Raw genomic sequence first — 26,028 nt, forward strand, 5'->3', positions numbered from 1 at the left:
GAATGGCAAAAACCGTCCTTGTTATCAATTCCGGCTCCAGCTCGATCAAGTACCAGCTTGTCGACCTTGAAACCGGCGAAGGTATTGCCTCGGGTCTCGTTGAGAAAATCGGCGAGCCGATCGACGGCCACTACAAGTACGAATACAACGGCGAAAAGCACGAGCTCGAAGAGCGCATCGACAACCACGAGCAGGGCCTCAAGCGCGTGCTCGGTTTCTTTGAGGAATACGGTCCGAGCCTCGAAAGCGCCGGCATCGTGGCCGTCGGCCACCGCGTGGTCCAGGGCGGAAGCACCTTCCCCGACCCGGCCCTCGTGACCGACGAGACGATCAAGCAGGTCGAGGACCTCGCGGTGCTCGCTCCCCTGCATAACGGCCCAGAGGCCAAGGGCGCCGAGGTCATGCGCGAACTGCTGCCGGATGTGCCGCAGATCTTCGTGTTCGATTCCTCCTTCTTCCAGCAGCTGCCGAAGGCCGCCAGCACCTACGCGCTCAACCGTGAAGTCGCCGAGAAGTACAAGATTCGCCGTTACGGCGCCCACGGCACCTCGCACTGGTACGTCTCCTCGAAGGTACCCGAGGTTATTGGCAAGCCCGCTGAAGGCCTCAAGCAGATCGTGCTGCACATCGGCAACGGCGCCTCCGCTTCCGCCGAAATCGACGGCAGGCCGATCGAGACCTCGATGGGCCTGACCCCGCTCGAGGGCCTGGTCATGGGCAGCCGCACCGGCGACATCGATCCGGCCGCTGTCTTCCACCTGATCCGCAATGCGCACATGGATGTGGACGAGCTCGACGACCTCTTCAACAAGAAGTCCGGCATGATGGGCATGACCGGCTTCGGCGACATGCGCGAAGTCCACCGCCTCATCGCCGAAGGCGACGAGAACGCCAAGCTCGCGCTCGACGTCTACGTGCACCGCATCGTGAGCTACATCGGCGCCTACACCGCCCAGCTCGGTGGCCTCGATGTCATCACGTTCACCGCTGGCGTCGGCGAAAACGACGAGATCGTGCGCCGCATGGTCTGCGAAAAGCTCGCCCCGTTCGGCGTCAAGCTCGACATGGAGAAGAACGACACCCGTTCCAAGGAACCGCGCATCATCTCCACGCCGGATTCCTCGGTGATCATCGCCGTCGTCCCGACGAACGAAGAGCTTGCAATCGCACAGCGTTCCGCCGCCATCGCCGAAAAGGGCGAAGACACCTACGGCAACAAGATCGCCTGAGCGATCTGCGCCATGCGTCTCACTGAGCGATAAAAAGAGGCCAGCCGGATTCGGCTGGCCTCTTTCGTGTTCCCCCCACAGGAATTCATTCTGCCATAGCGTAGCATGAGCGCGTCGCCAAGACCATATATGTTGACAAAACGTTCACAACTGTTTTCCTGTGGTATTCCCTAATGCATGGACTGCTCCATAACGGTTTACTTGTGCTGTGCCAGCATCGCGGTCCACAGGCCGGTGAAATCGGGGATCGTCTTGCGCGTTGTCTGCACATCCTCAACCGCGATGTCCGGGATGCGCAGGCCCAGCATCGCCGCGAACGTGGCCATGCGGTGGTCCGCATAGGATTCCATGACCGCGCCATGCAACTGGTCTTGCGCAACCGGTTCGATTGCGATGCCATCGGCGAGCTCATGCGCATGCGCGCCCACACGTTCGATCTCATGCACGAGCGCCTCCAGACGGTTGGTCTCATGCCCGCGCAGATGCCCGATGCCGGTGAGCGCCGACGGGCCGTCCGCGAACACAGCGATGGCGGCGATGCTCGGCGCGATCTCCCCCGCGGCGGACAGATCAAGTTCGCCCAATGCCCGGATGGTTCCATCAGAGCGCACCGTCAGCGTGCCACAGTGGCGGTCGTCGAATTCCTCGCAATCAGCGAGCTCGTTGAACGAAGCGTCGTCAAGCGTCACGTCGGCGCCGAACCGGTGCAGGATCGCCGGCAACAGACCGCCGGGCTGTGTGGTGTGCGCCGGCCAGTTCGGCACGCTCACCGATCCCGACGCGATCAGGGCGGCACCCAGGAACGGCGCGGCGTTCGACAGGTCCGGCTCGACGGTGATCTCCTGGGCCATCGTCAACGCACGCGGTTCGACCGTCCATTCGCCGCGCTGGGGCATCTCGACCGTGCCACCGGCGGCATTGATGTCTTCCATGGTCATGCGGATGTGCGGCAGGCTCGGCAGTTTGCGGCCGGTGTGCCTGAGCGTCAGGCCGTTCGGCAGACGTGACGCCGCGAGCAGCAATCCCGAAATGAACTGCGACGAAGCGGAGGAATCGATCTTCACCACAGGGCGACGGTTCGACTCCAGCGTCGTCGGCGGGGTGACAGTGAACGGCAGATGTCCTTCCTCCCCGTGGTAGTCGACGTGCGCGCCCAAACGGCACAGACCGTCCAGCAGGGGCTTCATCGGGCGCGCGTACGCCTGCCCGTCACCGTCGAACCGCACCGGACCATTGGCGAACAGCACAAGCGGCGGCACAAAGCGCATCACTGTGCCGGCGAGCCCGCAATAGACGTCGGTGCCGCCGTGGAATACCCCATCGACGGGAGGGGTGATGGTGACGTCCGTCGCATCCTCGTCGTTCTGCGTGCACGTCACGCCAAGCGCGCGCAGTGCCCCGATCATGAGCTCGGTGTCGCGCGAACACAGCAAACCGCGGATATGCACAGGGCGCGTGCTCAACGCGGCGAGGATGAGGAAACGGTTCGACAGCGATTTGCTGCCGGGAATGGTGACGGTGGCGTCAAGCGGCCCTTCGGCGAGGGGCGCCGGCCAAGGTTGGGTATCATGTTCGGTCATAGGCTTCATCGTAATGGCAACGGCTGAACATGGGGCGCGCATCTCACGAATGCCGGCATGGGTGCAGCGGCGCAGAGCGTTGGCGGATTCATGAAAATGCGGGGCCGTGTTGGCGACGGCCCCGCATGATCGTCGGGCTGACAGGATTTGAACCTGCGACATTCTGTCGCATATGGCAGGTTTTTCAATTCCGCCGCTAGTGTTTCAAATGTTCGCTAATGCTTGATTTTGCAATGGTTCGTGAACACCGCTCATGTTTGGCCTGTGGGTGGTTTTTTCAGGATAGTCTGCGTTCATCGTACCGTTTTCGTACCCCAGTTCTTGGTTTGTACGCGTATTCTTGACAAGTGGGTAACGGAAAAGAGCCCCATGTATCCAAGGTGACCGGATACATGGGGCATGTTTATTCGCGCTGAATATTATTCCACTGGACGCTTCTGATCGTGGTTTCCTTCGACGGTATCCGCGGTCTCGATGACGAGGTCGACGTCCGTCTGATGTTGCGGGAATCTGGATGCGATGCCGGCGATGTGGGGGTTGATCGCTTTGAGGTTCTCGAGGATGCTGACGCATTCGGTGAGGACCACGTAGACGCACACACAGGTCATGAGGGGCACGGCGAGGGTGATCTGCGGGGTGACTGCCGCAGCCCACTCGAACAGGCCTGCCAATACGATGGCGCCCATGAAGCCGATCTTGTGGAACAGGCCACGGCGCAGGGCTTGGGATTGCATGTCGTGCAGGTACCAGGCCTTGCACAGGCCGGAGATGACGTCGAGGGCCATGAAGGCGAGTGCGACGATGATGAGGACCCAGTTGATGTTCATTTGCGCGCCTCCAGTTTCGCGATGACCTTGTCTGCGATCCTGTCGATGGTCTCGTCGGTCAGGTGCATTTCGGCGGTCTTGTCAGGACGTTTGTTCCCGGGGTTGGGGATGAGCGCGCGAATGCGTTTGTCCATCCAGTCGATGCGCGTCCATAGGTCTGCGCGGTTGGGTTTGCCATCGATGCCGAGCATGCCGGATGCGCTCGAATCGGTGCGCAACAGCATATCGATGACTTTTTTGAGTTTGCCCATGATAGAGCGCAGTTGGTTGTTCGCGCCGTTGGCCGCGTTGTCGATGCCCGTGAGCCTGTCCCGTGCCTGTGTGCCGTGTGTCTTGTACTGCCATACGGCTTCGGCGATTTTGTTGATGTCGTTCTGTGTAACCACTTCGGTCTCCTCTCCTCCGCCGGTGCCGGCGAGAATCTGGTTTGCTTGGTTGATGACATACTGGTAGTCGAGCCCGTTCGGCGCGAGGTCCGGACAGGTGGTGTGGTCGGTACCGGGGATCTCGCGATGCAGATAGACGTTGCCGTTGAGGCCGTCATGGATGAGACGGGGCCATCCCATGCGTCGTGCGATGTCGGCACATAATCGGGCCGAGGCGTCCATGCAGGCGCGTGTGCAGCGGTTGGCGCTGAGCCCGCCCTCGTGCTCGATGCTGATGCCGGTGGCGTTGCTCAACCAGTCCGCATCGGCCCATGCGGTGTCGGATTCCGACACGTATTGGTGGATTGCGCCGGTTGCCCCGATGCCGTACGTACTGCTGGTTTTCGTAGCGGGGTTCAAAAATGTGGCGTCCGTGCCCGCCAGATAGCCGGCCATGATATGTAGGGTGATGTGGTCGATCTTCTGGCCGCGCCGGCCTGGTTCGTAGTTCGGCGAGCCGACCCATGTCGCATTGACCATGTCGCTCTTTTCCTTTCAGGGTCATGGGCGTCAGCCCGGTGGTTATTGGTTTTCCAAGAGCCATATGCGCCGTAGGCTTGGTGTGATGGTCTTGCGGTGTTGCACGGGTGCGGTGCCGGAGTAGTTGAGGCGTAGGCGCAGTGTCGTGGCGGCTGATATGTGGATGCTGATCTTCCTGCCGGTGCGGATCGTGTATGCTGCGTCCGTTTTGTCAGAGAACACGATCTCCGCGTACATCAGGCCGGTGGCCTCGGGCACGTGCAGTTCGTATTAGAATCCGCCATCACGCCCTCGATGAGATCCACAATCTGGTCAGTCATGATTCCTCCTTGGTTAGATGGCGTCGAGTGAGAGCGGGTATGAGGCTGTGAACGCGACCTGTGAGAATGATGCCCATGGGGTGGTGGTGTCTCCTTTGTCGAGATGGACATCCATGGTGGTGCACCCGTATCGGTTTGGATAGATTTGGACACTGCCCTGATAAACCGGTTTTCTACTCGCATAGGCACATGCCTGCGCGAAAATCGTGCGGGTTGGGGGGAACGGTAGATATTTTTTGCTTGAATCGTAGGTCGTGTTTTCCGGGCCTCGTTCGGGGATCGTGCACAATCGGAGCGTGGCGTGACGGTCTGCAGCCGTGGGAGAGCCAACGCTGGGGTCTATGTCACGTGCCCATCTGATGCTTTTGCAATCGAAATGCAGTGTGACCAGTCCCGGGCCGATCTCGAAGATAAGACGACGGTCCCCTGCGGTCGGTATTACTAATTCGCTGCTCGTCAGTGCGGTCGATTCGGGGAAATCATCCTGGCCATAGCGCTGCAAATCCGCATAGCAGACGCTGCCGGCCTTGAGGTATTCGCTGCCGCCGCGCAACGCCGCCGCGATGATGCCCGCGAAATACACGTACCCCGCTTTGGTCAGGTGCTGCAGGTTCTCCCTGGCGTCCGCGTCGGTGCGATAGAACATGAAATCCCGGTACATGGGCAGCCACATGCTCTCAGGATGCACACTCACACCGGCGTTCGTCGCGCGTTCGATCAACTCCGCATACATGAAATTGAACCCTTGGTTGGGTGTGCGGGGCATGTTCGGGAACAGGTGGGCGGGCACGCCGGGCCACGCGGCCTTCACCTTGGCGCACAAGTCCTCTGTCTGATCGATGATGTCCCTACGGGTCTGTGTGCCGTTGAAAATATTGTTCGTGCCACCGACAATCACGATGGCGGTGGGATGTTTGGCGGTCGGATCGGCGAGCGCTCGGGTGATCTGCGCGTTGGCCATGTGGGTGAGTTGGTTGCCGCTCACCCCATAGTTTTTGATCCATTGCGCGCCCAACTCCTGTTGCAGGACCTGTGGCAGGTATCCGCCGTAATAGGCGGTCCATGAGTCGCCGAGCATGATGATACGCTCACCGCCACGCCGGGTGAGTGCCTGCCATGTGGCCGACGCGTCCGAGTCGATCGCCGCGGCGATGGCCTCGTCATTGCTCACGGCGTTCACGCCCGGCAACCCCTGTTCTCCGCGGGGGCCCTGATAGCCGCGCGGCCCCGGCATGGTTGCTTCCTGTAGATCGATGATCTGATCCGTCATGGCTCCTCCTAATCGCTCAATGTCCAATAACCCCAGCCGATCGTGCGCCGCTCACCCGTGAGAGTGTTGCGCACGGTGACCTTCCATTGGCCGGATCGCCTCGTGTCCCACTGGTCGCCCGTGAACGCGTTCGCGGGGATGTCGCAGACCGCGTAGCCATCCGACGTCATCGTCTGGCACGCATGCTCAAACCACAGCTCCCGCCCATCAGGCGAGCGCAGTTTGATCTGCCCGGCCCACGCGCTCAGATCGACCGGTGTGGTCTCGCCGGTGGTGAGGTTGCGTTTGCGCCACCTGCCGCCGATGCGCTGGGTGTCGCCACGCACGAGCCGGATATCCAATCGGCCAACTTTTGTACCTGTCACTGCCATTGGTGCCTCCTACTTCTTTTCGAGTGCATCGACGCGTTTAGTGAGGTTCGTCAGGTCGAGGTCGATGCGCCATGCGGTGTCGCTGGTGGACTTTTCCAGTTTTGAGATGTGGTCCACTGTGTCGTTGAGCCGGTTGGTGAGCGATTGCAGGTTGGTGACCGTGTCGCCTTGGTCGCCGACGATGATGGTTAGCTGATCCTGCTGTCTTTTCAGCTGGTCCTGCGCGTTCTTGATGTCGGTCTGCTGGCTTGCGAGCTGTTTTTGTTGATCTGCGAGCTGGTCCTGGGCCGCTTTGAGTGCTTTCTGCTGGTTGGACAGCTGGGCCTGCTGGTCCGCGAGCTGCTGCTGTTGTTTCGCGAGTTCATCCTGCTGCTGTTCGAGCATGTCCTGCTGCTGTTCGAGCAGGACCTGCTGCACGCCCTGCGCCTGCGTCAGCTCGTCGAGTTTCTGCGTGACCCCGCCAAGCTCGGTGCCCGTTGGACGATTCGCCTCGCGTTTTTCGGCTTCACGCCGACGGGTGGCCTCGACCTGCCGGCTGGCCCAATCGTTCAGACCGCTGCTGTATGTGCGGGTCGGGGTGATGGGCTGGTCGACCGGTTCGCCTTGGTCGTCGCGGATCGCGTCGACGATCGCCTCGGCCAATCGGGCGTGCCCCTCGTCGTTGGGCAGGATCCCGGATGATTGCAACCCCGTGTCGGTGCCGAGCACGGTGCGTAGGTTGACGGCGAGCGCGTCTGCTTGCCGTGCTTGGCCGAGGATGGCGGAGACGATGGTCGTCGTGTCCGCGAGTTGGGTGTCGTTCATACCGGCGAGGCTGCCTGAGCCGGCCGCCCAGATGATGCGCGCCTGTGGAAACGCTTTTCGGCATTCGTTGGCGGCGTCGCGTGCTTTGTAGATGACGGCCGGGAGCGCGCTGACCGGGTCCTCGAGACCGCCGGCGAGGATGACGTAGGCGACCGCGTTGTGGTCGTAGCTGGTGTCGTCACGCGCAGCGTAGCAGCGGGTGACGAGCCCGTTGGACACGGTCGCGCTGGCCGACGCGTAGTTCTTTTCGGTGAGGCCGAGGTCGCGGCTGGCGATGCTGCTCATGCGGTTGGCCGGTGCGGATGCTCCCCCACCTGCGGCGATGATGCCGCCGATCCATACGATGATGGTGCCGGCGCGGGCTCCTGAGCGTAGGAGTGGCGCGGCGCTGGGTCCTGCGGTAGGCATTAGCACACCTCCTTGCATGTGACGGTGAGCAGGTCCGACCCGGTGTCCCCTGAGATGTCGGTGACTTTGAGTTCGAGGGTCTGATCGCCGAGGTAATCGTCAGAGAATCTGGTGACGGCGTGGTCGCCGACCTGTACGTCCCATTCCTCGCCGACTTTGAGGCTGAAGGTCTCGTCGGGCCAGCAGCCGTTGGCGAGTTGGCCGGTGGCGTGCTGTTGGAGGGTAGAGAGGCGTTCGACGGTGGTGTGTGCCGTGTTGGCGGATTGCATGAGCCCGTAGCCGGCCAATGGTGTGGCGGTCCTGCGGCACATGAGTGTCTTGTCGGAGTCTTTGCCTCCTGTGGCCCATACCTGGTTCGTCAGGTTGCTGCCCGACCCGGAGACCGATTCGAGGTCGACGCGGCTGTCGGGCAGCGTGGTATCCCACATGTGCGTCGTGGTGATCAATTCCGGTTTGCCGGCGCGCAGGAGGAACCGCAGATGGTTGTCTGGCGTGAGGTATGGGTCGAATACGACCTCGTTGCCACCCGACAGGTTCATAATGTCACTGATCCTGTCCGCGACCGTCGCGAGATCCCACGAGAAATAGGTCCGCTGCTTATCCCCCGGTTCCTGGATGGACGGCAGGTCGATGGGGAGGTCCTGCCATTTCTTGGTCTCGAGGATCAGGCGCACGATGCACACCCACCACCACGTGCGTTTCCACGCGAGCGTCATGTTCGCCGCCGGATGCTCTTCATCGACGAGCACCGTGCCGTCACGCCACCCGTCCTTCAAGGCCGCATTGAGCACAAGACGCTTGGTCAGCAGCGTCAGTCCCCCGCCGCAGGTCAGACTCAGCGAGCGCGAGCCGGCGTCCCACTGCAGGTCGGTCAATGGGCCGGCGTGGATCACGGAGCGGCCCCGTTGCAGGGCGATCATGCACTTCCACGGCCTGAGTGTCGACCATAAATCGAGTTGTTTGGCCTCGCGGCTGAGCGGCACCGTCACACTAAGGCTACCGGGTTGTTTAATGCTCTCTTGCCATTGGGCCGCCGAATACGGCAGCCGGTACAGATGCTCGCCCGTGGTGATCGCATAGGCGTGCACGGTGCATGGTTCGAGGTCGAGCAGGCTCATGGGTCACCTCCAAGCGGGGCGGATCCCGACGTCGAGCGTCGAACAGTCGGTCTGGATCGTGAGCAGGGTTTTACCGGGTTGGACGGGCAGCGCCCAGTCCGCAATGACCTGCCCGGCGGAAGGAATCATGTCACGCGTGTCCAGCAGGAGTTCGCTAGTGTCGCCCTCCCACTCGATCTCCGCATCGCCCCACACGGCATACAACGTCGTGATATGCGATGCGGCACGGAACCGGATCCACGTGGGCGCGGTACCGAGGTTGGCGAGGTGGAGCCGCCCGGATTGCGGGGACTGCCACAGCCATTCGCCGTATTTGTAGGGGTCGGGGCAGTAGAGCACGAGGGTGCATTCGAACGCGGTCTGGGTGACGAGCATGCCGGCGGCCGGGTCGTCGGCGAGCCAGCATGTGCAGGTGCGTGTGCCGAGCTGGTCCTCGACGGTCAGGGTCAGTGCGTGGCCCATGAGCGCGCACAGGCGTTGGCTCATGAGCGCAGCCTGCACGCTGGAGATGGCGTGTTCGAGCACGTGGATGCTGACGGTGCGCCCGGGTTGGGTCAGGCGCGACGGCCAGTAGCATCCGTCCTGTTGGGGACGGTCCAGACCGGCCTCGCGGACGGCCGGCGTGGAATACCAGCCGGTGACGCCGTCCTTGAGGATGGTCAGGTCGTGGTCGAGGCTGCCGTCGCCGTCCATGACGATCGTGTCGTCCGTCCCGGTGAGGGTGATGCGCATCATTCACCTCCCCATCCGGCCCTGGCCCGTGTCTCGCGCGCGTCGATCTTGGCGACCACGAGGTCGGGGTCGTTCGCGTAGATGTTGTATGTGCGGTTGTTGGTGTCCCCGCCATAGGATGTCGTCCCGGATTTGGCCGACCCGTTGCGCGCATACGTCTGGTCTGTCTGTTTGCGCATGCCGTATGCCATGGTGGATGCGGCCTGATCGAGGATGGCGTCCATGTTCGGCAGGGACGCCTTGGCCAGGCCCATGCCGGCGGCCGCCACGTCGCCCTCGCTTCGCTGCATACCGACCACCATGCCCGCGGCGATCTGTTTGCCGACGGTGTCGCGGAAAAGGCGGGACGGGGAATTGATGCCCAAAAAGGTCTTCACGCCGTCCCACGCGTTCTTGGCCACGTTCTTCGCCGCGTCCCACAGTTGGCCGGCCGCGCCCACCAAACCGTCCTTGATGCCGGTGATGATATTCATGCCGATCGACCCCCAGTCCACATTGCCGAACGCGTCCTTGACGGCGCCGATGATCTGCGGGATCGCGCCGATGAGTTGCGGGATCGCCTGGATCAGGCCGGTGATGAGGGCGATGAGGATCTGCACGCCCGCATCGATGATGGCGGGCATGTTGTTGGCCAATGTGTTCACGATCGATGCGATGATCTGCGGGAGCATCGCGATGAGCTGCGGGATCGCCTGCACCAGTCCGTTGATCAACGCCATGAGCAGTTGCATGCCCGCTTCGAGGATCGCCGGCAGGTTGTTGAGCAGCGTGGACACGGTGGTCTCGATGATCTGCGGGAGCATCGCCACGAGCTGCGGGATGCATGCCACGATGCCGTTGACCAACGCGGTGAGCAGTTGCGTGCCCGTCTCCAATATCATCGGCAGGCTCGTGATCACACCGTTGATGAACGTGGTGATCAGGGTGGGGATCATCTCGATGAGCGTGGGCAGCGCATTGATGATGCCGGTCACGAGGCCTTGCAGCAGTTGCATGCCGCCCTGCAGGATGTGCGGCATCTGGGTGATGAGGGCCTGGAGCAGTGTGCTGACCATCTGCACCGCGGACGGTATGAGCGTGGGCAGTTGCTGTCCAAGACCCTGCAACAGTTGGAAGACGATGCTCGCGCCCAGGGAGACCAGGCCCGGCAGGTTGAGCGTGACCGCGTCGATGATCTGCCGCACCATCTGGCCGCCGGTCTCGATCAGCTGCGGCAGCCGGGAGGTGATGGATTGCGCGAATTTTGAGATCAGCGCCGGTCCTTCCGACGCCGCCTTGTCGATCATCGACTGGATCTGGCCGAGCATCGCGGTGTCGAGCGAGCCAAGGCCGGCGAGCAATGCGGCGATGATGCCGCCGATGCCGATGAACTTCATGAAATTGCCGGGTTTGAAGAATCCGACGACGAGCGAGCCGACCTTGCCGAACACGGTCTGGAACCCGGAACCGAGCTTCGACCCGATGCCGCTGGCCCATGTGCCGAACACATCGGTCACGACATGCAACGATCCACTGATCTTGCCGCCGACCTTCTGGAAGAACCCGCCTATGGATGCGATGACGGGATTGTTTCCGAACGCCGCCGCGATATTGGACAACCCCGATTTCGCCCAGTTGACCGCTTTGCCGAGCGCGCCACCCACCGCGCCAGACAGACGCCCAGCCTTGTCCTTGATGGCCCCGGCGACCGTGGATACTGCGATGACCACGGGATTGTTCTCGAAGGCGAACGCGAGGCCGGCGAGCTTGGTGGTCGCGGTCTTTTTGAGGTCCAGTCCTTCGACGACCAGCTGGATGGCGGCCCACCCGTCCTTGGCGGCGCCTTTGGCGCCATCGAACACCTTCTTGATGCCGGACACCATGCCGGACGCCCCACGGCCGATGGTCTTGCCACCGCTTTCGATGGCACCGCCCAACTGGTCGAACACGCCGAGGATGCCGTCGACGTTGCCACCGACCAGGGTCAGGGCGCCGAATCCCCCGGCGAGCAATCCCAGTTGGTGCAGCATGCCCGTGACGCTTGTCTGTCCGGAATCCAGTTTGCCGCTGAACGTGTCGAGCCATTGGCCGGCCATGTCGACGGCCCATGCCAAATGCTGTCCGAACTTGTCGGCGAGAGCGCCGATTCCGTTGGCGAGCTGGTCGACCACGGGGATGGCCTTGTTGCCCAATTCGGTCAAGGCCCCGATGAGCGGGGTGGCGAACTTCTCGCCGGCACGGCTGAACGCGGCCTTGAGGTTGGAGAGCATGCCGTCGAAGGATTCGCCTGCGGATTTGGCCGCCCCACCGATATGCTCGCGCATGGCGGCTTCGAACTCGGCGAAGCTGACCTCGCCTTCCGTCACCATTTCTCGCGCTTCGGCCGCAGTCACCTTGTAATGATCGGCGAGGTACTGCAGGACTGGGATGCCGGATTCCATGAGCTGCATCAGCTCGTCGCCCTGCAGTTTCCCGGAGGCGGCGACCTTCTGGAAGATCAAACCGATATCGGTGAGCTCACGTCCCGAGATCTGCGCGACGTCGCCGATGGTGGTGAGAACTGTGGTCAGCTCGTCGCCCTGCTTAATACCTGACGCGATCAGGCCGGCGGCGGCGCTGGCCGCGTCACCGAGTCCGAACGCCGTGCCCTTGACGGAAGCGAGCGCGTTGCTCATGATGCCGTCGACGCTCTTGGTGTCGTGGCCGAGGGCCTTGAGTTTGGTCTGGGCGCGTTCGATGTTGAGCGCACGGTCGAAGCCGCCTTTGGCGGCCAATGCGGCCAGGCCGCCGCCGACGGCCGTGATGGCGCCGAGACCGACCTGGCCTACTTTTTTGAATGCCGTGCCGAGGTTGCTGACGATGGTGCGCCCGGATTTGCGTACGCCGGCGGCGGTGGACTGGTCGATCTGCCCTTCGATGGCTTTGCCCAGGCCTTTGGTGCTGGGGCTGATGATGATGTAGCCGGTTCCCAGTTCCTCTGCCATGGGTCACCTCCGTTGTTCAGTCGATGCCGAGGCGCTGGTTGAGCGTGTGGCGTGCCTGTGGGTCGTGTGGTTTGGGGTCCATGGCGTGGCCGGTGGCGTCGGTGGGTTGTTGCCAGTCCGGTTTGCGGGCCGAGGTCGTTGAGTGGCTGAATGCGTAGAGGATGCGGTCGGCCGAGTCGGGGATCCATGCCCAGTTCGCGAGTGTGGCGTGGCAGTGGCTGGCATGGTCCTTGAGGATCTCCCGGAACATGGCCCATGCCACGTACAGCGGTAGTGTTTCCGGGTCGTAGAGGCTGTGCCATGCGTGGAGCCAGTCGTATTGGAGGGTGGCCCTATGGTTGCACCAGAACCATATGAGGGTCAGGCTTTTGGGTCGGTGTCCCCGTATGTGCCCCATGCGTTGATGATGGCGCCGAGGTCGGCGATCTTGTCGCCGCTTTTGTCGAGTTCGCGGCCGAGCAATGGGTATTCGCGCTGCAGGTAGGCGAGGAAGACGGCGAGCACGCCGATCTGTTCGTCCTGGGTGAGGTTGTCCCATCCTCGGGCGACGACGGACAGGCCCGAGGTGAGCAGTTCGATGGGCAGTTGGGCCGAGTCGTCCAATCGGGGCAGCTGCATCTTGATGTGGCCGTATTGGATCTTGACCGGGCGTGCGTCCGCGTCGGCGTCGGCGGATACCGCGGTGGGTGTGATGGTGATGGTCTCGCTCATGGCTGTTCCTTGTCGTCGGTGTGTGGGTGTGAGGGGCCCGCCGTGCATGCGGCGGCGGGCCCTGGTGGAGATGGGTTTGGGTCAGGCGGCAGGTGTGACGTCTTCGGCCATGCCCCATGCCTTCCACATGTACGGCGCGTCCGTGCCGCCCTTGTAGGTGCGCAGGGTCATGCCGTAGTTGAGCAGGTTGGAGATGTTCCACTGGAAGTCCTCACGTTCGTTGACCTGCGCCTTGGGCAGATGCACGATGATGAGGTTGCCGGCCTGGGTGAGTCCGGCGATCACGTACTGGGCGTATTTGGTGACGTCGGTTCCCGTCACGGTCAGGGACCCGTCCGCGGCCACGGTGGCGTCGAAGTACGTTTCGAGGACCTCTTTCTTGGATTCGAGCGCGGCGAACGCGAAGGTCCAGTATCCGCCGCTGGCCATGGAGACCACGTTGTCGCCGTTGTGGGCGGCGAAGTCGTTGGAGTCACCGGATTCGGGGTGCACCGTGATGCCGTCCTCGCTGAAATAGCCGAACGGGAGTTTCCCCTCGGCCGGCCTCCAATCCGCTTTGAGCTCCCCTATGGTGGTGTCTCCCACGTCGTAGCGGAAGACCGCCGCTTCCTTGATCAGGCGCACGAAGCTGGCGTCGTTGCCGGATTTGACGAAGTCCGTGTCCGTCACGGATGTCTGGGCCGCCGCTTTGGACGGTGTGGTGGATGTGGCCATGCTGGCCTCCTTCTGGTTGTAGGTTGAGTTAGATACAGGCGACGGTGAGCAGGAGTGCGCCGTACACGTAGTCGACGCCGAGGTTGGCGTCGTGGTTGTCCATGGGACCCGACTGGACCGCCACGTCGCACAACGGCCAGTCGAGCCGGTGGTCGAGCATGGCCTGCGCGGCCAGCCTCCACAGTTGTTGCGCGTCCGTGTGGTCGGTGACGCCGGCGTCATCGTGGCTGTAGGCGCTGATGGTGAGGGTCCACCGTTGGGTGGCCGCCGTGGGCTGCGCCCCGGCTCCGAGGGTCAGGAACAGTTTCCGGTTGCCCGGTGGCATGTCGTAACCCACCGGCACGCCATCGAGCGCGGACTGGATGGTGGCGATCACAATGGCTGAGGGGTCGGCCGTGAGCAGTCGCATGCTCATATGCGCACCTTGCCCAGGATATCGCTCATCAGGCCGCGGTGCGCGTCCTCGACCTCCATCGGGATGGTCGCAACCACGGAGCCGCGGTCCCGGTCGTCGTTGCGCCATACCTTGATGCTGGGGTGCACTTCGGCCATGCCCTCGACCTGTTCCTGCACGTTGTCGAGCAGTTGCGTGTTGTGCAGGAGCTGCTTCTGCACGTTGGCGCGGTTCAGTGTGAATTTGCGGCAGAATCTACCCATTGGTCTTCCCCTCGTTCGCAGTGCCATTGCCAGCCGATGACACGTTCACCGCGCCGCCATTGCATGGGGGCTTCGGTGACGGTCATCGTCTCGCCGCGCACATCGATGAGGTCGCCCTCACGGATGTCGAGCACGGCGTGACCGCGCCGGTACAGGTCATAGCCGGAGACCAGCGTGACCCGCCCGGTCTCCATCTGGCGTTCCCTCGTAACAGGCGCTACGAGCACGCCGATCGCGCCGACCGGCTCAGGCGGTTCGGCGTGCCGGTGTCCGTCCATCATGGTCACGCGGCTCCGGGAGACCGTGACGGTCTCGTAATCCATTGGAATCACACGCAAACCTCCCCGAATCGTGTAGCGTAGTCACGCCGGTTTGTCAATGTGCTAGCAACTTTTCCCGAACTAGCAAATCTCATTATTTGGTATGTTCGTAGGTGAGGGTGAACGCGCGCCCACGCCTTGGGTTGAGCGCGCGCCGTTCCTCGTCACGCAGATAGAGGTTGCCGCTGGGGTTGTCAAACGTGTACGTGTCCTGGAACGAGCCGGTCGTCTGGCTCATCTGCCTGACACCGTCCGGCACGTCGACGCCCGGCGAGGCCATGGCACGCTGCACCATGGCGCAGCACACGTCGGCGCAGACGCCAGGATTCGCCTGTTCCGCCGCATGCCAGCCGGGGCATTGCGCGCGGATCAGGCGTGTGGCACGGGCCAGCAGCACGCCGGCCCTGCCCCGTTCGGAGTCGAGCAGCGGGTGCCACCCGGCTTCGAGTTCGTCCACCGACGCGAACGGTTCCGTATCCGGTGCCATGGCCGCCCTCCCTTATTCGCCGACGGGCTCGACCGTCTGTTCGCCGGTGTCGATGTTGCGGGTCACCCGGCGGCGGATGCCGTCCGGGCAGTCCACGTCGAACACCTCGATGCGCCCGGCCAGTGTCTCCCCGGGGGTTTCCGGCTCGGGGTCTGCGGTGGTTTTCCTAGCCATTGAGCACTCCCTTCAGGCGTGCGGCGGCCTTGCCACCGAACACGGCCATGCCGCAGTAGAACTCGATGCGCGTGCGGTAGGCGGGTTTGCTCTGCAACTGGCCGAGGTCCTCGACCTGCACGCCGCCGTTGGTCAGGCCGGTGACGGCCTGGTCGCCCTCGTCCGCGCCGAACTTGACGGCGTAGATGGAGGACGAGGCTGTGGCAGTGCCCTGCGTCTCGGTCAATGGCAGGATGTCGACGGGCGTGGCCGCGGCGGTCGTGCCCAAGTCGAGGATCGGGATGCCGTTCCACTGGATGGCGCGTTTACCGGTGATGTCCTCCATGAGCACCGTGTCCAGACCCACATGGCGCAGTGCGGACGCGATCTTGCGGATGATTTTCGCGTTCGCGTAGATCGCGCCGTTCGTGCCGTTGATGCCGGGCACTGCGGCGAGCAGTTCGTCGAGCTTGTCGAGGAACGTGTGGATGTCCGCGTTCGAACTGCCCACGACGGGCAGGCCGTTCGTGGCGGCGTCGATGACCTGGTTGCCTGTCAGGCGCTTCTTCAACCCGTCGAAGCTGTTCGCGTCAGTGGACGAGTCGCCGTTGATGAACGTGTCCTGGAACTTGTACGAGATCGCCTTGACCTTCATCGCGGTCTGGGTGGCCCGCTGATCATTGAGGTTGGAGCGAGTCTGCTGGATGAAGCGGTCCACATCCGCATCGCCACCCAATATCGCGAGCGTCTCGCTCTTCTGGTTGACGGTGCCAGTGGATTCGGAATAGGATCCGTTGACCGCCCTGAATTCCACACCCGGCAGGGTGGCCTCGGAATTGTATGCGTAGGCGTTGCCCTCGATCTCGAGCATCGGGATGCGGTCGAGGACCGGGGATGTCTGCACGAACGTCTCGAGGACGCCCTTCTGCAGGTCGGTGGTCGACAGTTTCGCCGCCTCCGTCAATGTGATGGCCATGATGGCCTCCTTTCGTCAGTCAGTTGTTGTAGGCGTCGCGCAGCAGGTCCATGCCGTGGCGGTCATCCTTGGGCATACGCCCGTCGGTATGCCCCGCCGGTGGAGCTCCCCTGCGTCCCGTCTTGCCGAACTGCTCCTTGAGCGTCTCGGCCGCCGCTTTCAGCCCCTCCTCGTCGTCCGCGGAGAGCATGGCGAGCACGTCCGCAGGCATGCCTGTCTCTTTGGCGACGCGGGAGACGAGCTCATGCCGCTGCTTCTCGGCGGCGAGCTTGTCGCGTTCCGCCTCAATCGCGGCGAACCGCTCGTTGAGCTTGTCTATGTCGGACTTGCCCGACTCCTGCTGCTCGTCGTAGGCTGCGGCCTTTTCCTTGAGCTGCTCGTAGTCCTTGAGCTTGGCCTCGTACTTCTTCTCGATCTCGGCGACGCGTTTGGCGAGCGCATGGCTGAACTCCTTGGACGCGTCCGTACTGTCGCCGGAGTGTTCGCCGTTTGGCTCCTGCTGTGGCTGATCCTTCGGTTCGGTGTCGGACGAGCCGCCTTCGCCGTCGCTGGCGATGGTGCGGTACGGGCGTGGGCTGGGCTGCTGCCAGAGGTCGGGGTTGTACAGTTTCGGCATTGCTGTTTCCTTTGCTGTGTGGTGCGCACGGTTAGCGACGCGGCGTGCGGGGTCCGCGGATACGTGGTGGATGCAGGATTCGCACCTGCGCGGCATACAGCGCCCGATGTACGGTCGGGTCCGGTCGGCTACTGCGGCAATCCACCGGTTGTGGGTATAATGGAATTGAGGTGATGCGTGGATCCTGAATAGGAGTAAGGGTGTCACCTCATTCGATTCTTAGGACATTGCCGTCCTTTTTGATTTGGATAACCCCTGCAAGACCATGCAGGCGCGCTTGTCTCGCCAACTCGGCGGACAGCCAATCATCATCGAGGTGCACATCCTTGCCGTTGAACACCACCCTGCAATCCGCAACCGGGCTCGGCCACGCCTTTTTGAATTGTTTCTTGGCTGTTCTCAGGCTATTTTCCACGACTCTTTTGCCATCTGCGGTAGGGCTCTTGATTTCCCAGAATTGGCTTCCTATTTTCAAATCGATGTTCGAGTGTCCTTCAGGGGCGTCTTCCTCAAGAGTGGTAAGGATGAAGCCGTTGGCTTGCAGTATGTCAATTGCAAATAGATCCCTCGGCTCGACTTTCTCGATTCTCTCCCGGGATTTCAGATAGGTCACTACGGGTGGGTCACCCCCATTGAGCCATTGTTTCGACCTCTGCCGGGCTTCCGATAGTTCCAGATTCCTTTTCCAACGGCTGTATGAGAACGGTTCGGGATGGCGTTTGTCCGGGGTGAACGCCTGCACGTATTTGTCGTATTCCTTTTCCGTGGTGAGTCGTGCCACGGTGTCGGCGCAGGCTCGCCACCGTTGTTCGAGCAGGTAGGGGTTGTAGCCGCTGATCTTGGATTCGACCCAGCTGGGCACGACGGCGCAGTCGCATGCGCCGTTGTGGAAGGATCCGCCCAGGGAGGCGGTTTCCTCGGTGAGGTAGTCGAAGCCGCGCGATGCGAGCATCAAGCAGAATTCGCAGGTCTCGCCTTTGGGTATGCGTGCCCATCGTGGTTGGGTCGGGTCCATGCGGATGTTGTTCTGGACATGCATGCGCCCCGCTGATTGAATCCACTTGGATATGTAGTCGAGGTAGTCGTCGATGTTGCCTGTTGACGGCCATAGGTCGTCGATGCGAATGCCGGCTTTGTTGTGCACGTTGCCGTCCGCGTCCGGGATCACGTCTCTTAGGTGCAGGCCGGGCACGTCGGTGTTGTTCGTGCCGCCCGACAACTGCCAGATCAGGTCGTCGCGCGACGGGTAGCGGGGAGCCTCATATGGGGGCAGGTCGATGTCGTACGCCGCGGATGTGGCGGTGCGTACCTGCGTGTAGTAGTCCTGCGCCACCTGGGCTCCCATGTCCCCGTATCGTTGGATGATTCGCCGTGCCTCCTCCACACGGTCCTGGTCGGTGGGCCAATGGAACTCGTCTCCCCACACGGCCTTGAGGTCCCATTGGGCCTTGCGTTGCAGGTCTTCGATCTGACGGCGGTAGTTCACGTAGCTTTGGTCGATGAGCTTTTCCGCTTGTTCCGTGCTCATTTTCGGGGGTTTCGGATACGATGCCGTCATTTCGCCCCCTCATTTATGCTGTCACTCGACTTTCATGTCACTTTCCGGATTGCGTGGCAGGGGTTTCGCGCAGTTGCTGGCCCATCGCGTCGAGCGCCTCCTGCGCCTTGCGTTCCCGGCGTTCGTACCGCAGGATCCTGCGTTGCTCGTCGCTCAAATCGAGCATGTCGTACGTTACCTCGCTGTCGGCCGGCAGGATGTTGGCCTGTACGAGTTTGACCGCGGCGTCGGCGGCCGCGGCCCGGGACGGGGTCGACGGGTTGCGCCATTGGGGACGCACGGCCTGCACGTCGCCGTCGCCGGCGGCCTGTTGGGCGCGGGCGATGATGTGGCGCCATGGGTTGCCGAACCACCGGTGGCATTTCTCGGCGAGCAGGCACAGTTCCTTGGTGGCCTTGTCGATCGCCTCGGCCGAACTGGGGTTGTCGGTGAGCACGCCCATCGCGTCCGGCGGCAGGCTCGTTGCCGACGCGAACATCGTCGCGGTCTGCCTCAACTGCGCACTGTGGGGTTCAAAGCTGTATTGCGTGAACTGGCCGACCTGAGGCACCTCGCCGGATGCGGAGTCGCGTGGCAGGATGAGCATCTGATCGAGCATGAGCCGCCAGCGTGGGATCGGATTTCCGTTCTCGTCGGTGAACATCTCCTCGCTCGCACCCAGGATGTATCGGGGCGGCACCGAGTAGAGTTCGGCCTGCAACTCGCTGCGCAGGAACGTGCGCACGGCGGAATCGGTCAGACTCATGACGGTGCGGTCGATGCGGCTGCGTCCGAACGGGCGTCGTTCATCGGGCTTGTAGGCGAACAGTTCGCATGGGATGCGTTCTGCGTCGTCCTCGTACCGGTCGGCGACATGCCAGCCGGTGCGGTCGTGTTCGATGGTGATGGTCATGCCGTAGCGCATCAGGTACGCGCAGTTGATGTGCCTGTAATCGTCGGACACGTCGAACAGGAGCGCGCTTTCAAGCCGGTGGCGCCGCTTGTCCCATATGCCGGTGGCCACGTCCGCGGTGAACTCCTGGACGATCACGGCCGGCTCTCCCAGATCCGTGTCGCCCTCGAGGACGGCCACGAAACTGCAGGAGTGCACGAGCGCGTCGCTGTGCACGCTGTCGGCGACGGCCATCAGGTCATTGACGTCCATGATGGACTGCACCTGGTCGGTCAGGTCGTCGCCGGACTCGGATTGCAACCCGTCCATGACCACTCGGTTGGACAGGCCTTCGACCGCCTTGGCGGGCCATCCGACGACGATGTCGATATCGGCGGCAACTGGCGGCAGGGCGTAGCCGATGTCGTGCAGTTCGTTGCGACCGTCCATGTAGGCGCGGCGCAGCCGGTTGCGCTTGCGTTTGGCGGTCAGGCGCCGCAACAGCGTGCGGTAGAGCTTCTGTTCACTGGAATCCAGTCCGCTGATCGTGTTGGGGAAGGTCAAGCTCATGGCAGTCGTATCACCCTTCTGGTCTCGAGCGGGTTGCGGTGTGTGGTGCACGCCCCGTGCAGGGCGAGCGTGACGGCGACGAGCGGGCTGATGTCCACGTCGGCGGTGCGTTTGTTCCAGCCGAACGCGCCGGCCTGCCCGATGTTTCGGGTGGTCGCCCCGCTGACGGCGATGTCGAGCGCTTCCTGGCCTTGCAGGTGGCGCAGGTGCCCGTCGCGCAGCATGTCGGCGAACCGGCCGCATGCCTGGCCCATGTCGGTGGCGCTGGTCAGCGTGACGCGCACGCCACGGGACTTGAGGTCGGGCACGAGCACGGTGGCCGGCGACTGGGCGTCGATGACGATGCTGCACGTGGTGGGCCAGCGGCTGGCGAGCCATTCGACGGCCCATGCGATGCCATGCTGGCCCGTGTCCCGGTATTCGGCGAGTTCGATGTGGGCCGTCTTGTCCGGGTAGCGCATGCATGCGCCGATGGCGAGCGAGCTGCGGTCCGGGGGCATGTCCACGGCGAAGCTGGTGGCCCCTCCCCCGTGGCGTTCGGCCACCGCACTATCCGCCCATTGCTGCGGGTCGATCGCATGGGTGGTGTCGGTCTTGTCCCAGATGCCGAGCGCCTCACGGCGGAAGGAGTCCTCGGAGAGTGTGTTGCGCAGTCTGCTGATGGCCTGTTCGCTGGTGCGGTGCGGGTAGCTGGGGTTGGCCTGCGCCCATTGGCTGTGGTCGTCGCTGTCGCAGTCCGGGTCGGCGGACAGTTCGATGTAGGCGGTCCCGTCACGGCCGGCGAGCGCGGCTCGCCGTTTGTCGGCGAACACCTCGCACGGATCACCGGGTTTCGGGGGGTTGCCAAGGAAGACGGCGAGAGGGTCGGGTGCGGTGTTCATGACGGGGATGAGGTTGTCCAGGGCGCGCACGGTGAGGATCTGCGCCTCGTCGAACACTTCCATGTCCGCGCCGTGCAGGCCACGGCCGAAGCCGTGTTCGCGGGCTCCGAACAGGATCGCGCTGTTGTTGGCGAACCTGATCTCCTGTTGGCCGTTCGCGCGCCTGATGCGGGAGATGTAGGGGTGGAACACGCTGGTGCGGCCGCCGGCGAGGTCGGCGAGGTCGTTGAAGGTCTGGTCGCTGGTGCGGCTGTGGTGCGCGGTCCAGATGACGGTGAGGCCGGTTTTGAGCAGGCATTGGATGAACATGCCGGTGCCCAGTGTGTAGGTTTTGCCAATCTGGCGGCATGAGCTGAGGGTCAGTCCGCTTTCCCCACATAGGTAGCGGCCGTCGTGCCCGCGGGCGAACAGGAGGGTGAGCAGTCCCTGTTGCCATAGGTCGTAGCCGATGCCCGCCTTGCGGGCGACGTGGTTTATGGCGTCGAAGTCGCTGGTGGCAATGGAGCCGGTGGGCGCGTGGAAGTGCAGGGCGAGTTCAGATAATCTGCGCTCCATGGCGTTCCTCGCTCTCGGTGTGTGTGGCCGGTTCGGCGGCGAGCAGGTCGAGTCCCGATGGCTGGTCCTTCTTGGCCGCTTCGAGTTTCTCGCTCACTTCGATCAGCATCTTGGTCAGACTGGAGATCGCACCGGGCGGGGTATCCGGGTCGTCGATGACCTGTTGCAGTTTGGCCTTGCTGCGGCGCAGGGTCGTTTCGATCGGTTCGTCGAGATCGCGTTCCAACGCGGCCGCGTCCCATGTGTGGCGCCGGTTGGAGGAGATGTCGCGTCCGGTGTATTCGAACCGGTCTCCCCCGTCGCCGTCGACCAGTGGCTTCTCGTCATGTGGCGCAGGCGGTGCCGGTGCGGGCTTCTTCCTGCGCGGGCAGGGCGATTCCGCTTTGGCGCCCATTTTCTTGCGCAGGTAGTAGGCCTTGTCCCGGCATCGTTTCGAGCAGTACTTGGGTTTGCGCCCCGACCATGGTGAGGTGATCTCCGTGTTGCAGATGCAGCATTTCATTGTGCCGGCCGCCTTTCGTCGGGTTTCGTCGGATTCCGACGAAACGGAGTGTTCCGGGGGGAGAATGGCCCTGCACCTGAGGGTGCCCAAACCGGGCCACCCGGGGTATCCTCCCCAGGTGCCTTCGGCTGGTTGCCGGCGTCTACCAACCGCTTGTGGCGAGTGGCAGTGATGTCGCTTTCGGTTGTGGCGCGCCTGCGAGATGTGCTCGCGCGTACTCGTCGCTCTTGTTGCTTTTGAGCCGGTTGCAGCGTCGGTGCGTCAAGCGCACATTGTCCCAGCTCAATGGGTCGCCGCCTCGTGACACGGGTGTGATCTCGTCGACCTCCGGGCTCAACGGGTGCGGTGTGCGCAGGTTTTTGTCGACTGGCTGTCCGCAGATCGCGCACGTGTCGTATGCGGCGAGCACACGGGCGCGCAGCTGGCGGCGGCGGGCGCCGTTGCGGTTGCGTGGGTTGGTGCCCATGGGTGCGCTCCTGTGCTCAAGTGTGGTGGCTCGTGGCCCGGCGCATGCCGGTGTGGGTGGCCGGCTGTAGCGGGCACCCCTCAATGGGTTGGTCCGCCGTGGGTTGCGGAACAGGGGGCGGGGGTCATCTGATGCACCGGGCCATGGGCCTGATATGCGAACACCCTCCCAAGCCATCACGGACCGGGAGGGTGTTCATGCGCCTGTGCTTACACGCGTAGCGCAATATTAGACATGATAGCGTCCACAGTCCAGAGTGTCAACCTTGGTTCACACCAGCTTCCTAATCACGTCGGCGAGCGCGTAGACGGGCCCTTGCTCGCTTTCGGCCACCGGGGCGATCCTGCCGCGGCGACGCCATTCGCAGATGGTCTTGCGGCGTGCGTCGTAGCCGCATGAGCGCAGGAGCGTGGCGAGTTCGGCGGCGGTGCCGACCACGCCGGAGGTGAGCAGCCGCAGTTCGTGGGCGGCCATGACCTGGTCGAGCGGCACGGGGCGGCGGCACATGTCGCACACCCAGTCGCCGGTGTGGCGTTCGGGGATCCATACCGCGTACCCGCACCATGGGCACACGCCGACATAGCGGTGCGCGGTGTCGGGTTCCGACAGGCGGCATATGCGCGTCCATGCCTGGTCGAGCAGGCGCATGATGTGCGTGGTGTCGCACCGGTTGGCGAGCGCGTGGCATGCGTGGTCGTCGTCGAGGTTCTCGTACAGGTCGGTGATGGGGCCGGTGTGGGGCAGGATGTTGGCGGCGCGGGTAAGCATGCGGGCGAGGGTGTGCAGTTGGTCGAGCAGGTCGAGTGCGGCGAGGTTGACCGGTGTGGGTGCGGTCGTGGCTCCTTGGGCCGGTTGGCGTCGGATGCGGATCTTCTTCGAGGCGATCAGGCGCAGCAGCGGCAGTTTGCCTTTGATGCGGTGGATGGCTGTGTGGATGTCGTGTGCGTTCGGCGTGGTCGTCATTGGCCTTGGGTCCCTTCTGCTAGAGTGTTCACTGCGAGCGAAACAGTCCTTGAGGTTCCCGGTGGGGGCCGAGGGGGCTTTTTCTTTTGCCGGTTGGTCTCTCTTCAATTGTATTCGAACATGTGTTCTATTCGTGTCGGCCGCCGAGCCAGCCGATCAGGACGGTCGCCAGGATGATGGCGAGCGCGGTCATCGTGTCGCGCATCGGTGTCGGATCCAGTCGATGATGTCGGTGAGGGTCTGTGCCTGCAGGTCGTAGGCGTCGGCGATGGTGACGGTGTGCGGCACGTCGTGTTGGCTGCGTTGCGCGCGCTTGGCCGTGGTGCGGGCGAGGTCGCGTCGGCGTGTCAGTTCGTCGAGCAGCGGCCCCGTAGGGATGATGGTCGGCGTTCTGGGTGGTTGGTTCATGTGGTGGGTTCCTTTCCGGTGATTTTGGCCCGCAGTGCGGCGAGGGCCACGAGTTGGCCGGTGTGGTAGGCGGCCATGGTGTGGCGGGTGGCGGTGCGCTGGTCGTGTCGGTCGGCGAGTGCCTGGTCCATGATGCGGTCGATCTCGTGGTCGATGATCTCGGCGAATCGGGCGTTTGCGGTGGGTTCCGGTCGTGTCATGCGTGGCCCTTTCGTGTGGTGGTACGGTAGCGGTCGATGAGCTCGTGGTGGTTGGCGATCCACGCGCCCCAGTCGAAGTGCTCACCGGTGTCGGTGCTGCGCCGGCCGTGGCTGTGGCGGTTGCCTTTGCGCATGGTGCAGCCGCGTCCGCAGCCGGCGGTCTGGCCTCGTCTGATCGCGGTCAGGAGCACGTCGTTGCGTTTGATGACGTGGCGGCCGCAGGCGCACTCGCATTCCCACCGGCCGATGCCGCTGCCGTCATGCCAGGGTGCGATGACGAGCAGGTGGCCGACCTGTTTGCCGGGGTGGATGATGGGACGGTTGCTCATGCGCTCGCCTCCTGCCGGTTGAGTTCGGCCGCGGCGGCCTGGCATGCGAGCGCCCATTCGCTGGTGTCGCCGAACCCGCTGGAGGTGTGGTCGTAGTCGGCTTCGTGCGGGCCCATGAGCTCGAGCACGTGTTCGCAGTCCCACCGGTGGGTGTGGCGGGTGAGCGTGGGGTCGGGCCGCCGGTCACAAGGGCGGGGCGGTTGGCGTTTGACCAGGATCCCGCGGCGGGCTCCTTGGCGCAGCCATTTGCGGAACGCGGCGTCGGGGTCGTGGGGCGTGTTGCCCGACTCGTGCACGCGCATGCGGAACCGGTTGGCCTCGGAATCCACGTCGGCGTGCAGTTCGTCGGCGAGCGCCCGTGTTTCGAGGTTCGGGCTCCACAGGTCGATTCCGTCCATGGGCCCGTTGGCCGGTTCGCGGTTGGGCGTCGATCCGGGTGTGGGTTCGTGGCCCGGGTCAGCTGTTCCCTGCTTGTCGGTCGGTCGGTGCGCGCTCGCGCGCGTCGGTTCAGACTGACGGTTTGTAAATAATTTATTATTTACTCTTACGGTTTGGGGCTCATGGGTGAGCCGTCGTTCGGTGCATGGGTGAGCCGTCGTGGCGTTCATGGGTGAGCCGTCGCTGTCTGAACGGGGGCTCACTGGTGAGCTGTCGTCTGTGGAGTCCTGGTTTCTCTCTGGGGGAACGTGCTCGGCGGGCTTTTTGGCGGGTCGGGCGGGGCGTTCGGGCATGTCGACCATGGGCAGGATGTCGTACACCTTGGGGCGTTGGTCGCCGCGGTATTTGAGGGTGTAGCCCTGGTCGTCGCTGATCTCGATCAGGCCGAGGTCGACGAGTTTGGCGCGGGCGCGTTTGACGCTGGCCAGGCTGCGCCCGGTCTGTTTGGCCAAGGTGTCGAGCGAGGGCCATGCCTTGCCCTCGGAGTTGGCGTAGTCGGCGAGGATGAGCAGGACGAGTTTGGCGAGCACGTCGCCGCCGGTGTCGACTTTCTGGACCGTGTGGCCCACGAGCAGGGAGCTCATGGCTCCTCCCTTCGGTGTGGCTCGTCGTCGAGCCAGTGGATGAAGCGCACGCCCTGTTCGCGCATGGACGTGCAATAGGTCTTGGTGAGTGTGGCGTGCACGATGCGTCCGTCGTCGAAGATCAGGCCGCTGTCGGTGACCGCGTCGAACAGGGCGCGGGCGAGTTTGTCGAGATCCGGTTTGACCGCCGGGTGGGTGCGGCGTATGGTGCGTGGGCGCAGCAGGCTCCACACCGCGTCAATCTCGCACGCGTCCTTCCTGCGAGGCAGGCGTTCGTTGGGATGCTCCTGCCACCATTGGCGGCGTATCGTATTGGCCACGGCGCTGCGCCATGGCAGTTCACGCTCGTTGTCGGCGACCAGGCGCCCGTGCTTGCGGCCGCCGACGATCCGGTAGCTGCCCTTGGTGGCCGGGATCCCAGCCACGGTGAATGTCATATCGTCCACGGTCCCCTTCCTTTCTGTGTGCGGACGTGGTGGCCACCGGTGTTGCGGTGGCCACCACGTCACGAAATCTGCGTATACGACGCCTGCCGGCCTTAT

32 protein-coding genes and 1 tRNA gene are annotated in these 26,028 nt (G+C 63.4%); 1 reads left to right on the forward strand and 32 read right to left on the reverse strand.

The annotated features are described in order from the left end of the window. Nucleotides 1-2: 2 nt before the first annotated feature. Nucleotides 3-1,229: an acetate/propionate family kinase gene (locus PG2093B_RS05140; protein WP_129897565.1), complete on the forward strand. Its 1,227-nt coding sequence runs from the start codon at nt 3-5 to the stop codon at nt 1,227-1,229. A 197-nt stretch (nt 1,230-1,426) separates the two neighbouring features. Here PG2093B_RS05140 and aroA read toward each other — a convergent pair whose 3' ends face one another. From aroA to PG2093B_RS05290, 32 genes are all read right to left on the reverse strand, one after another. Beyond that, nucleotides 1,427-2,809 carry a 3-phosphoshikimate 1-carboxyvinyltransferase gene (gene aroA, locus PG2093B_RS05145; RefSeq protein ID WP_129897566.1) on the reverse strand — a complete coding sequence of 461 codons (1,383 nt, stop codon included), beginning with the start codon at nt 2,807-2,809 and terminating at the stop codon, nt 1,427-1,429. A gap of 419 nt (nt 2,810-3,228) precedes the next feature. Beyond that, nucleotides 3,229-3,636, reverse strand: a complete 408-nt coding sequence (locus PG2093B_RS05150; RefSeq protein ID WP_129897567.1) for a phage holin family protein — start codon at nt 3,634-3,636, stop codon at nt 3,229-3,231. Further along, nucleotides 3,633-4,541 carry an N-acetylmuramoyl-L-alanine amidase gene (locus PG2093B_RS05155; RefSeq protein WP_129897568.1) on the reverse strand — a complete coding sequence of 303 codons (909 nt, stop codon included), beginning with the start codon at nt 4,539-4,541 and terminating at the stop codon, nt 3,633-3,635. Before PG2093B_RS05155 ends, PG2093B_RS05150 begins: the two co-directional genes overlap by 4 nt. 42 nt (nt 4,542-4,583) lie before the next feature. After that, entirely contained in the window at nt 4,584-4,799 is a 216-nt protein-coding gene (locus PG2093B_RS05160; protein ID WP_129897569.1) for a hypothetical protein, read from the reverse strand. Between the two features lie 75 nt (nt 4,800-4,874). Next, nucleotides 4,875-6,131, reverse strand: coding sequence for an SGNH/GDSL hydrolase family protein (locus PG2093B_RS05165; RefSeq protein ID WP_129897570.1), 1,257 nt, complete (start codon nt 6,129-6,131; stop codon nt 4,875-4,877). A gap of 8 nt (nt 6,132-6,139) precedes the next feature. Continuing rightward, a complete protein-coding gene (locus PG2093B_RS05170; protein ID WP_129897571.1) occupies nt 6,140-6,502 on the reverse strand; it encodes a hypothetical protein in 363 nt (120 codons plus the stop codon). Between the two features lie 9 nt (nt 6,503-6,511). Beyond that, on the reverse strand, nt 6,512-7,714 hold the full coding sequence (locus tag PG2093B_RS05175) for a hypothetical protein (protein WP_129897572.1): 1,203 nt from the start codon (nt 7,712-7,714) through the stop codon (nt 6,512-6,514). Continuing rightward, nucleotides 7,714-8,832 (reverse strand): hypothetical protein, encoded by a 1,119-nt coding sequence (locus tag PG2093B_RS05180; RefSeq protein WP_129897573.1) that lies wholly within the window; start codon nt 8,830-8,832, stop codon nt 7,714-7,716. The genes PG2093B_RS05175 and PG2093B_RS05180 overlap by 1 nt, the downstream gene beginning before the upstream one ends. 3 nt (nt 8,833-8,835) lie before the next feature. Continuing rightward, nucleotides 8,836-9,567, reverse strand: coding sequence for a hypothetical protein (locus tag PG2093B_RS05185; RefSeq protein ID WP_129897574.1), 732 nt, complete (start codon nt 9,565-9,567; stop codon nt 8,836-8,838). Continuing rightward, on the reverse strand, nt 9,564-12,527 hold the full coding sequence (locus PG2093B_RS05190; RefSeq protein WP_129897575.1) for a tape measure protein: 2,964 nt from the start codon (nt 12,525-12,527) through the stop codon (nt 9,564-9,566). The genes PG2093B_RS05185 and PG2093B_RS05190 overlap by 4 nt, the downstream gene beginning before the upstream one ends. A 16-nt stretch (nt 12,528-12,543) precedes the next feature. After that, nucleotides 12,544-12,789 carry a hypothetical protein gene (locus tag PG2093B_RS05195; RefSeq protein ID WP_129897576.1) on the reverse strand — a complete coding sequence of 82 codons (246 nt, stop codon included), beginning with the start codon at nt 12,787-12,789 and terminating at the stop codon, nt 12,544-12,546. 98 nt (nt 12,790-12,887) lie between these two features. Then, nucleotides 12,888-13,238, reverse strand: coding sequence for a hypothetical protein (locus PG2093B_RS05200; RefSeq protein ID WP_129897577.1), 351 nt, complete (start codon nt 13,236-13,238; stop codon nt 12,888-12,890). A gap of 81 nt (nt 13,239-13,319) precedes the next feature. Next, nucleotides 13,320-13,952 carry a hypothetical protein gene (locus tag PG2093B_RS05205; protein WP_129897578.1) on the reverse strand — a complete coding sequence of 211 codons (633 nt, stop codon included), beginning with the start codon at nt 13,950-13,952 and terminating at the stop codon, nt 13,320-13,322. A gap of 28 nt (nt 13,953-13,980) precedes the next feature. Then, nucleotides 13,981-14,367, reverse strand: coding sequence for a hypothetical protein (locus PG2093B_RS05210; RefSeq protein WP_129897579.1), 387 nt, complete (start codon nt 14,365-14,367; stop codon nt 13,981-13,983). Then, nucleotides 14,364-14,567, reverse strand: coding sequence for a hypothetical protein (locus tag PG2093B_RS05215; protein WP_165369713.1), 204 nt, complete (start codon nt 14,565-14,567; stop codon nt 14,364-14,366). The genes PG2093B_RS05210 and PG2093B_RS05215 overlap by 4 nt, the downstream gene beginning before the upstream one ends. Before the next feature lie 11 nt (nt 14,568-14,578). Then, nucleotides 14,579-14,947, reverse strand: coding sequence for a hypothetical protein (locus PG2093B_RS05220; protein ID WP_129897581.1), 369 nt, complete (start codon nt 14,945-14,947; stop codon nt 14,579-14,581). 76 nt (nt 14,948-15,023) lie between these two features. Next, complete coding sequence (locus PG2093B_RS05225) at nt 15,024-15,416, reverse strand: Gp19/Gp15/Gp42 family protein (RefSeq protein ID WP_129897582.1); 393 nt, start codon at nt 15,414-15,416, stop codon at nt 15,024-15,026. A 12-nt stretch (nt 15,417-15,428) separates the two neighbouring features. Beyond that, nucleotides 15,429-15,590, reverse strand: a complete 162-nt coding sequence (locus PG2093B_RS08965) for a hypothetical protein (protein ID WP_165369714.1) — start codon at nt 15,588-15,590, stop codon at nt 15,429-15,431. Beyond that, nucleotides 15,583-16,545 (reverse strand): major capsid protein, encoded by a 963-nt coding sequence (locus PG2093B_RS05230; protein ID WP_129897583.1) that lies wholly within the window; start codon nt 16,543-16,545, stop codon nt 15,583-15,585. The genes PG2093B_RS08965 and PG2093B_RS05230 overlap by 8 nt, the downstream gene beginning before the upstream one ends. 19 nt (nt 16,546-16,564) lie before the next feature. Then, nucleotides 16,565-17,161, reverse strand: a complete 597-nt coding sequence (locus PG2093B_RS05235; protein WP_165369715.1) for a capsid assembly scaffolding protein Gp46 family protein — start codon at nt 17,159-17,161, stop codon at nt 16,565-16,567. Nucleotides 17,162-17,225: 64 nt separating this feature from the next. Then, a tRNA-Tyr gene (locus PG2093B_RS08970) sits at nt 17,226-17,307 on the reverse strand. A 62-nt stretch (nt 17,308-17,369) separates the two neighbouring features. Then, complete coding sequence (locus tag PG2093B_RS05240; RefSeq protein WP_129897585.1) at nt 17,370-18,689, reverse strand: hypothetical protein; 1,320 nt, start codon at nt 18,687-18,689, stop codon at nt 17,370-17,372. 67 nt (nt 18,690-18,756) lie between these two features. Further along, nucleotides 18,757-20,160, reverse strand: coding sequence for a phage portal protein (locus PG2093B_RS05245; RefSeq protein ID WP_129897586.1), 1,404 nt, complete (start codon nt 20,158-20,160; stop codon nt 18,757-18,759). Continuing rightward, nucleotides 20,157-21,596, reverse strand: coding sequence for a terminase (locus tag PG2093B_RS05250; protein ID WP_129897587.1), 1,440 nt, complete (start codon nt 21,594-21,596; stop codon nt 20,157-20,159). The genes PG2093B_RS05245 and PG2093B_RS05250 overlap by 4 nt, the downstream gene beginning before the upstream one ends. Beyond that, nucleotides 21,577-22,098, reverse strand: a complete 522-nt coding sequence (locus PG2093B_RS05255; RefSeq protein WP_129897588.1) for a hypothetical protein — start codon at nt 22,096-22,098, stop codon at nt 21,577-21,579. The genes PG2093B_RS05250 and PG2093B_RS05255 overlap by 20 nt, the downstream gene beginning before the upstream one ends. A gap of 142 nt (nt 22,099-22,240) precedes the next feature. Further along, nucleotides 22,241-22,564, reverse strand: a complete 324-nt coding sequence (locus tag PG2093B_RS05260; RefSeq protein WP_129897589.1) for an HNH endonuclease — start codon at nt 22,562-22,564, stop codon at nt 22,241-22,243. Between the two features lie 270 nt (nt 22,565-22,834). Continuing rightward, on the reverse strand, nt 22,835-23,527 hold the full coding sequence (locus PG2093B_RS05265; RefSeq protein ID WP_129897590.1) for a hypothetical protein: 693 nt from the start codon (nt 23,525-23,527) through the stop codon (nt 22,835-22,837). 189 nt (nt 23,528-23,716) lie between these two features. Then, a complete protein-coding gene (locus PG2093B_RS05270) occupies nt 23,717-23,935 on the reverse strand; it encodes a hypothetical protein (RefSeq protein WP_129897591.1) in 219 nt (72 codons plus the stop codon). Beyond that, a complete protein-coding gene (locus tag PG2093B_RS05275) occupies nt 23,932-24,135 on the reverse strand; it encodes a hypothetical protein (protein WP_129897592.1) in 204 nt (67 codons plus the stop codon). The genes PG2093B_RS05270 and PG2093B_RS05275 overlap by 4 nt, the downstream gene beginning before the upstream one ends. Further along, a complete protein-coding gene (locus tag PG2093B_RS05280; RefSeq protein WP_129897593.1) occupies nt 24,132-24,464 on the reverse strand; it encodes a hypothetical protein in 333 nt (110 codons plus the stop codon). Before PG2093B_RS05280 ends, PG2093B_RS05275 begins: the two co-directional genes overlap by 4 nt. Continuing rightward, nucleotides 24,461-25,486, reverse strand: a complete 1,026-nt coding sequence (locus PG2093B_RS05285) for a helix-turn-helix domain-containing protein (protein ID WP_129897594.1) — start codon at nt 25,484-25,486, stop codon at nt 24,461-24,463. Before PG2093B_RS05285 ends, PG2093B_RS05280 begins: the two co-directional genes overlap by 4 nt. Continuing rightward, entirely contained in the window at nt 25,483-25,932 is a 450-nt protein-coding gene (locus tag PG2093B_RS05290) for a RusA family crossover junction endodeoxyribonuclease (RefSeq protein ID WP_207214999.1), read from the reverse strand. Before PG2093B_RS05290 ends, PG2093B_RS05285 begins: the two co-directional genes overlap by 4 nt. Nucleotides 25,933-26,028: the final 96 nt, after the last annotated feature.

Source organism: Bifidobacterium pseudolongum subsp. globosum (assembly GCF_004155535.1).
GTDB lineage: Bacteria > Actinomycetota > Actinomycetes > Actinomycetales > Bifidobacteriaceae > Bifidobacterium > Bifidobacterium pseudolongum_C.

What these genes read in the sequence shown, in the direction of transcription:
- PG2093B_RS05140 (WP_129897565.1), top strand. Translation starts at nt 3, where the DNA reads ATGGCAAAAACCGTCCTTGTTATCAATTCCGGCTCCAGCTCGATCAAG.
- aroA (WP_129897566.1), bottom strand. Translation starts at nt 2,809, where the DNA reads ATGACCGAACATGATACCCAACCTTGGCCGGCGCCCCTCGCCGAAGGG.
- PG2093B_RS05150 (WP_129897567.1), bottom strand. Translation starts at nt 3,636, where the DNA reads ATGAACATCAACTGGGTCCTCATCATCGTCGCACTCGCCTTCATGGCC.
- PG2093B_RS05155 (WP_129897568.1), bottom strand. Translation starts at nt 4,541, where the DNA reads ATGGTCAATGCGACATGGGTCGGCTCGCCGAACTACGAACCAGGCCGG.
- PG2093B_RS05165 (WP_129897570.1), bottom strand. Translation starts at nt 6,131, where the DNA reads ATGACGGATCAGATCATCGATCTACAGGAAGCAACCATGCCGGGGCCG.
- PG2093B_RS05170 (WP_129897571.1), bottom strand. Translation starts at nt 6,502, where the DNA reads ATGGCAGTGACAGGTACAAAAGTTGGCCGATTGGATATCCGGCTCGTG.
- PG2093B_RS05175 (WP_129897572.1), bottom strand. Translation starts at nt 7,714, where the DNA reads ATGCCTACCGCAGGACCCAGCGCCGCGCCACTCCTACGCTCAGGAGCC.
- PG2093B_RS05180 (WP_129897573.1), bottom strand. Translation starts at nt 8,832, where the DNA reads ATGAGCCTGCTCGACCTCGAACCATGCACCGTGCACGCCTATGCGATC.
- PG2093B_RS05185 (WP_129897574.1), bottom strand. Translation starts at nt 9,567, where the DNA reads ATGATGCGCATCACCCTCACCGGGACGGACGACACGATCGTCATGGAC.
- PG2093B_RS05190 (WP_129897575.1), bottom strand. Translation starts at nt 12,527, where the DNA reads ATGGCAGAGGAACTGGGAACCGGCTACATCATCATCAGCCCCAGCACC.
- PG2093B_RS05200 (WP_129897577.1), bottom strand. Translation starts at nt 13,238, where the DNA reads ATGAGCGAGACCATCACCATCACACCCACCGCGGTATCCGCCGACGCC.
- PG2093B_RS05205 (WP_129897578.1), bottom strand. Translation starts at nt 13,952, where the DNA reads ATGGCCACATCCACCACACCGTCCAAAGCGGCGGCCCAGACATCCGTG.
- PG2093B_RS05210 (WP_129897579.1), bottom strand. Translation starts at nt 14,367, where the DNA reads ATGAGCATGCGACTGCTCACGGCCGACCCCTCAGCCATTGTGATCGCC.
- PG2093B_RS05225 (WP_129897582.1), bottom strand. Translation starts at nt 15,416, where the DNA reads ATGGCACCGGATACGGAACCGTTCGCGTCGGTGGACGAACTCGAAGCC.
- PG2093B_RS08965 (WP_165369714.1), bottom strand. Translation starts at nt 15,590, where the DNA reads ATGGCTAGGAAAACCACCGCAGACCCCGAGCCGGAAACCCCCGGGGAG.
- PG2093B_RS05230 (WP_129897583.1), bottom strand. Translation starts at nt 16,545, where the DNA reads ATGGCCATCACATTGACGGAGGCGGCGAAACTGTCGACCACCGACCTG.
- PG2093B_RS05235 (WP_165369715.1), bottom strand. Translation starts at nt 17,161, where the DNA reads ATGCCGAAACTGTACAACCCCGACCTCTGGCAGCAGCCCAGCCCACGC.
- PG2093B_RS05240 (WP_129897585.1), bottom strand. Translation starts at nt 18,689, where the DNA reads ATGAGCACGGAACAAGCGGAAAAGCTCATCGACCAAAGCTACGTGAAC.
- PG2093B_RS05245 (WP_129897586.1), bottom strand. Translation starts at nt 20,160, where the DNA reads ATGAGCTTGACCTTCCCCAACACGATCAGCGGACTGGATTCCAGTGAA.
- PG2093B_RS05250 (WP_129897587.1), bottom strand. Translation starts at nt 21,596, where the DNA reads ATGGAGCGCAGATTATCTGAACTCGCCCTGCACTTCCACGCGCCCACC.
- PG2093B_RS05255 (WP_129897588.1), bottom strand. Translation starts at nt 22,098, where the DNA reads ATGAAATGCTGCATCTGCAACACGGAGATCACCTCACCATGGTCGGGG.
- PG2093B_RS05260 (WP_129897589.1), bottom strand. Translation starts at nt 22,564, where the DNA reads ATGGGCACCAACCCACGCAACCGCAACGGCGCCCGCCGCCGCCAGCTG.
- PG2093B_RS05265 (WP_129897590.1), bottom strand. Translation starts at nt 23,527, where the DNA reads ATGACGACCACGCCGAACGCACACGACATCCACACAGCCATCCACCGC.
- PG2093B_RS05270 (WP_129897591.1), bottom strand. Translation starts at nt 23,935, where the DNA reads ATGAACCAACCACCCAGAACGCCGACCATCATCCCTACGGGGCCGCTG.
- PG2093B_RS05275 (WP_129897592.1), bottom strand. Translation starts at nt 24,135, where the DNA reads ATGACACGACCGGAACCCACCGCAAACGCCCGATTCGCCGAGATCATC.
- PG2093B_RS05280 (WP_129897593.1), bottom strand. Translation starts at nt 24,464, where the DNA reads ATGAGCAACCGTCCCATCATCCACCCCGGCAAACAGGTCGGCCACCTG.
- PG2093B_RS05285 (WP_129897594.1), bottom strand. Translation starts at nt 25,486, where the DNA reads ATGAGCTCCCTGCTCGTGGGCCACACGGTCCAGAAAGTCGACACCGGC.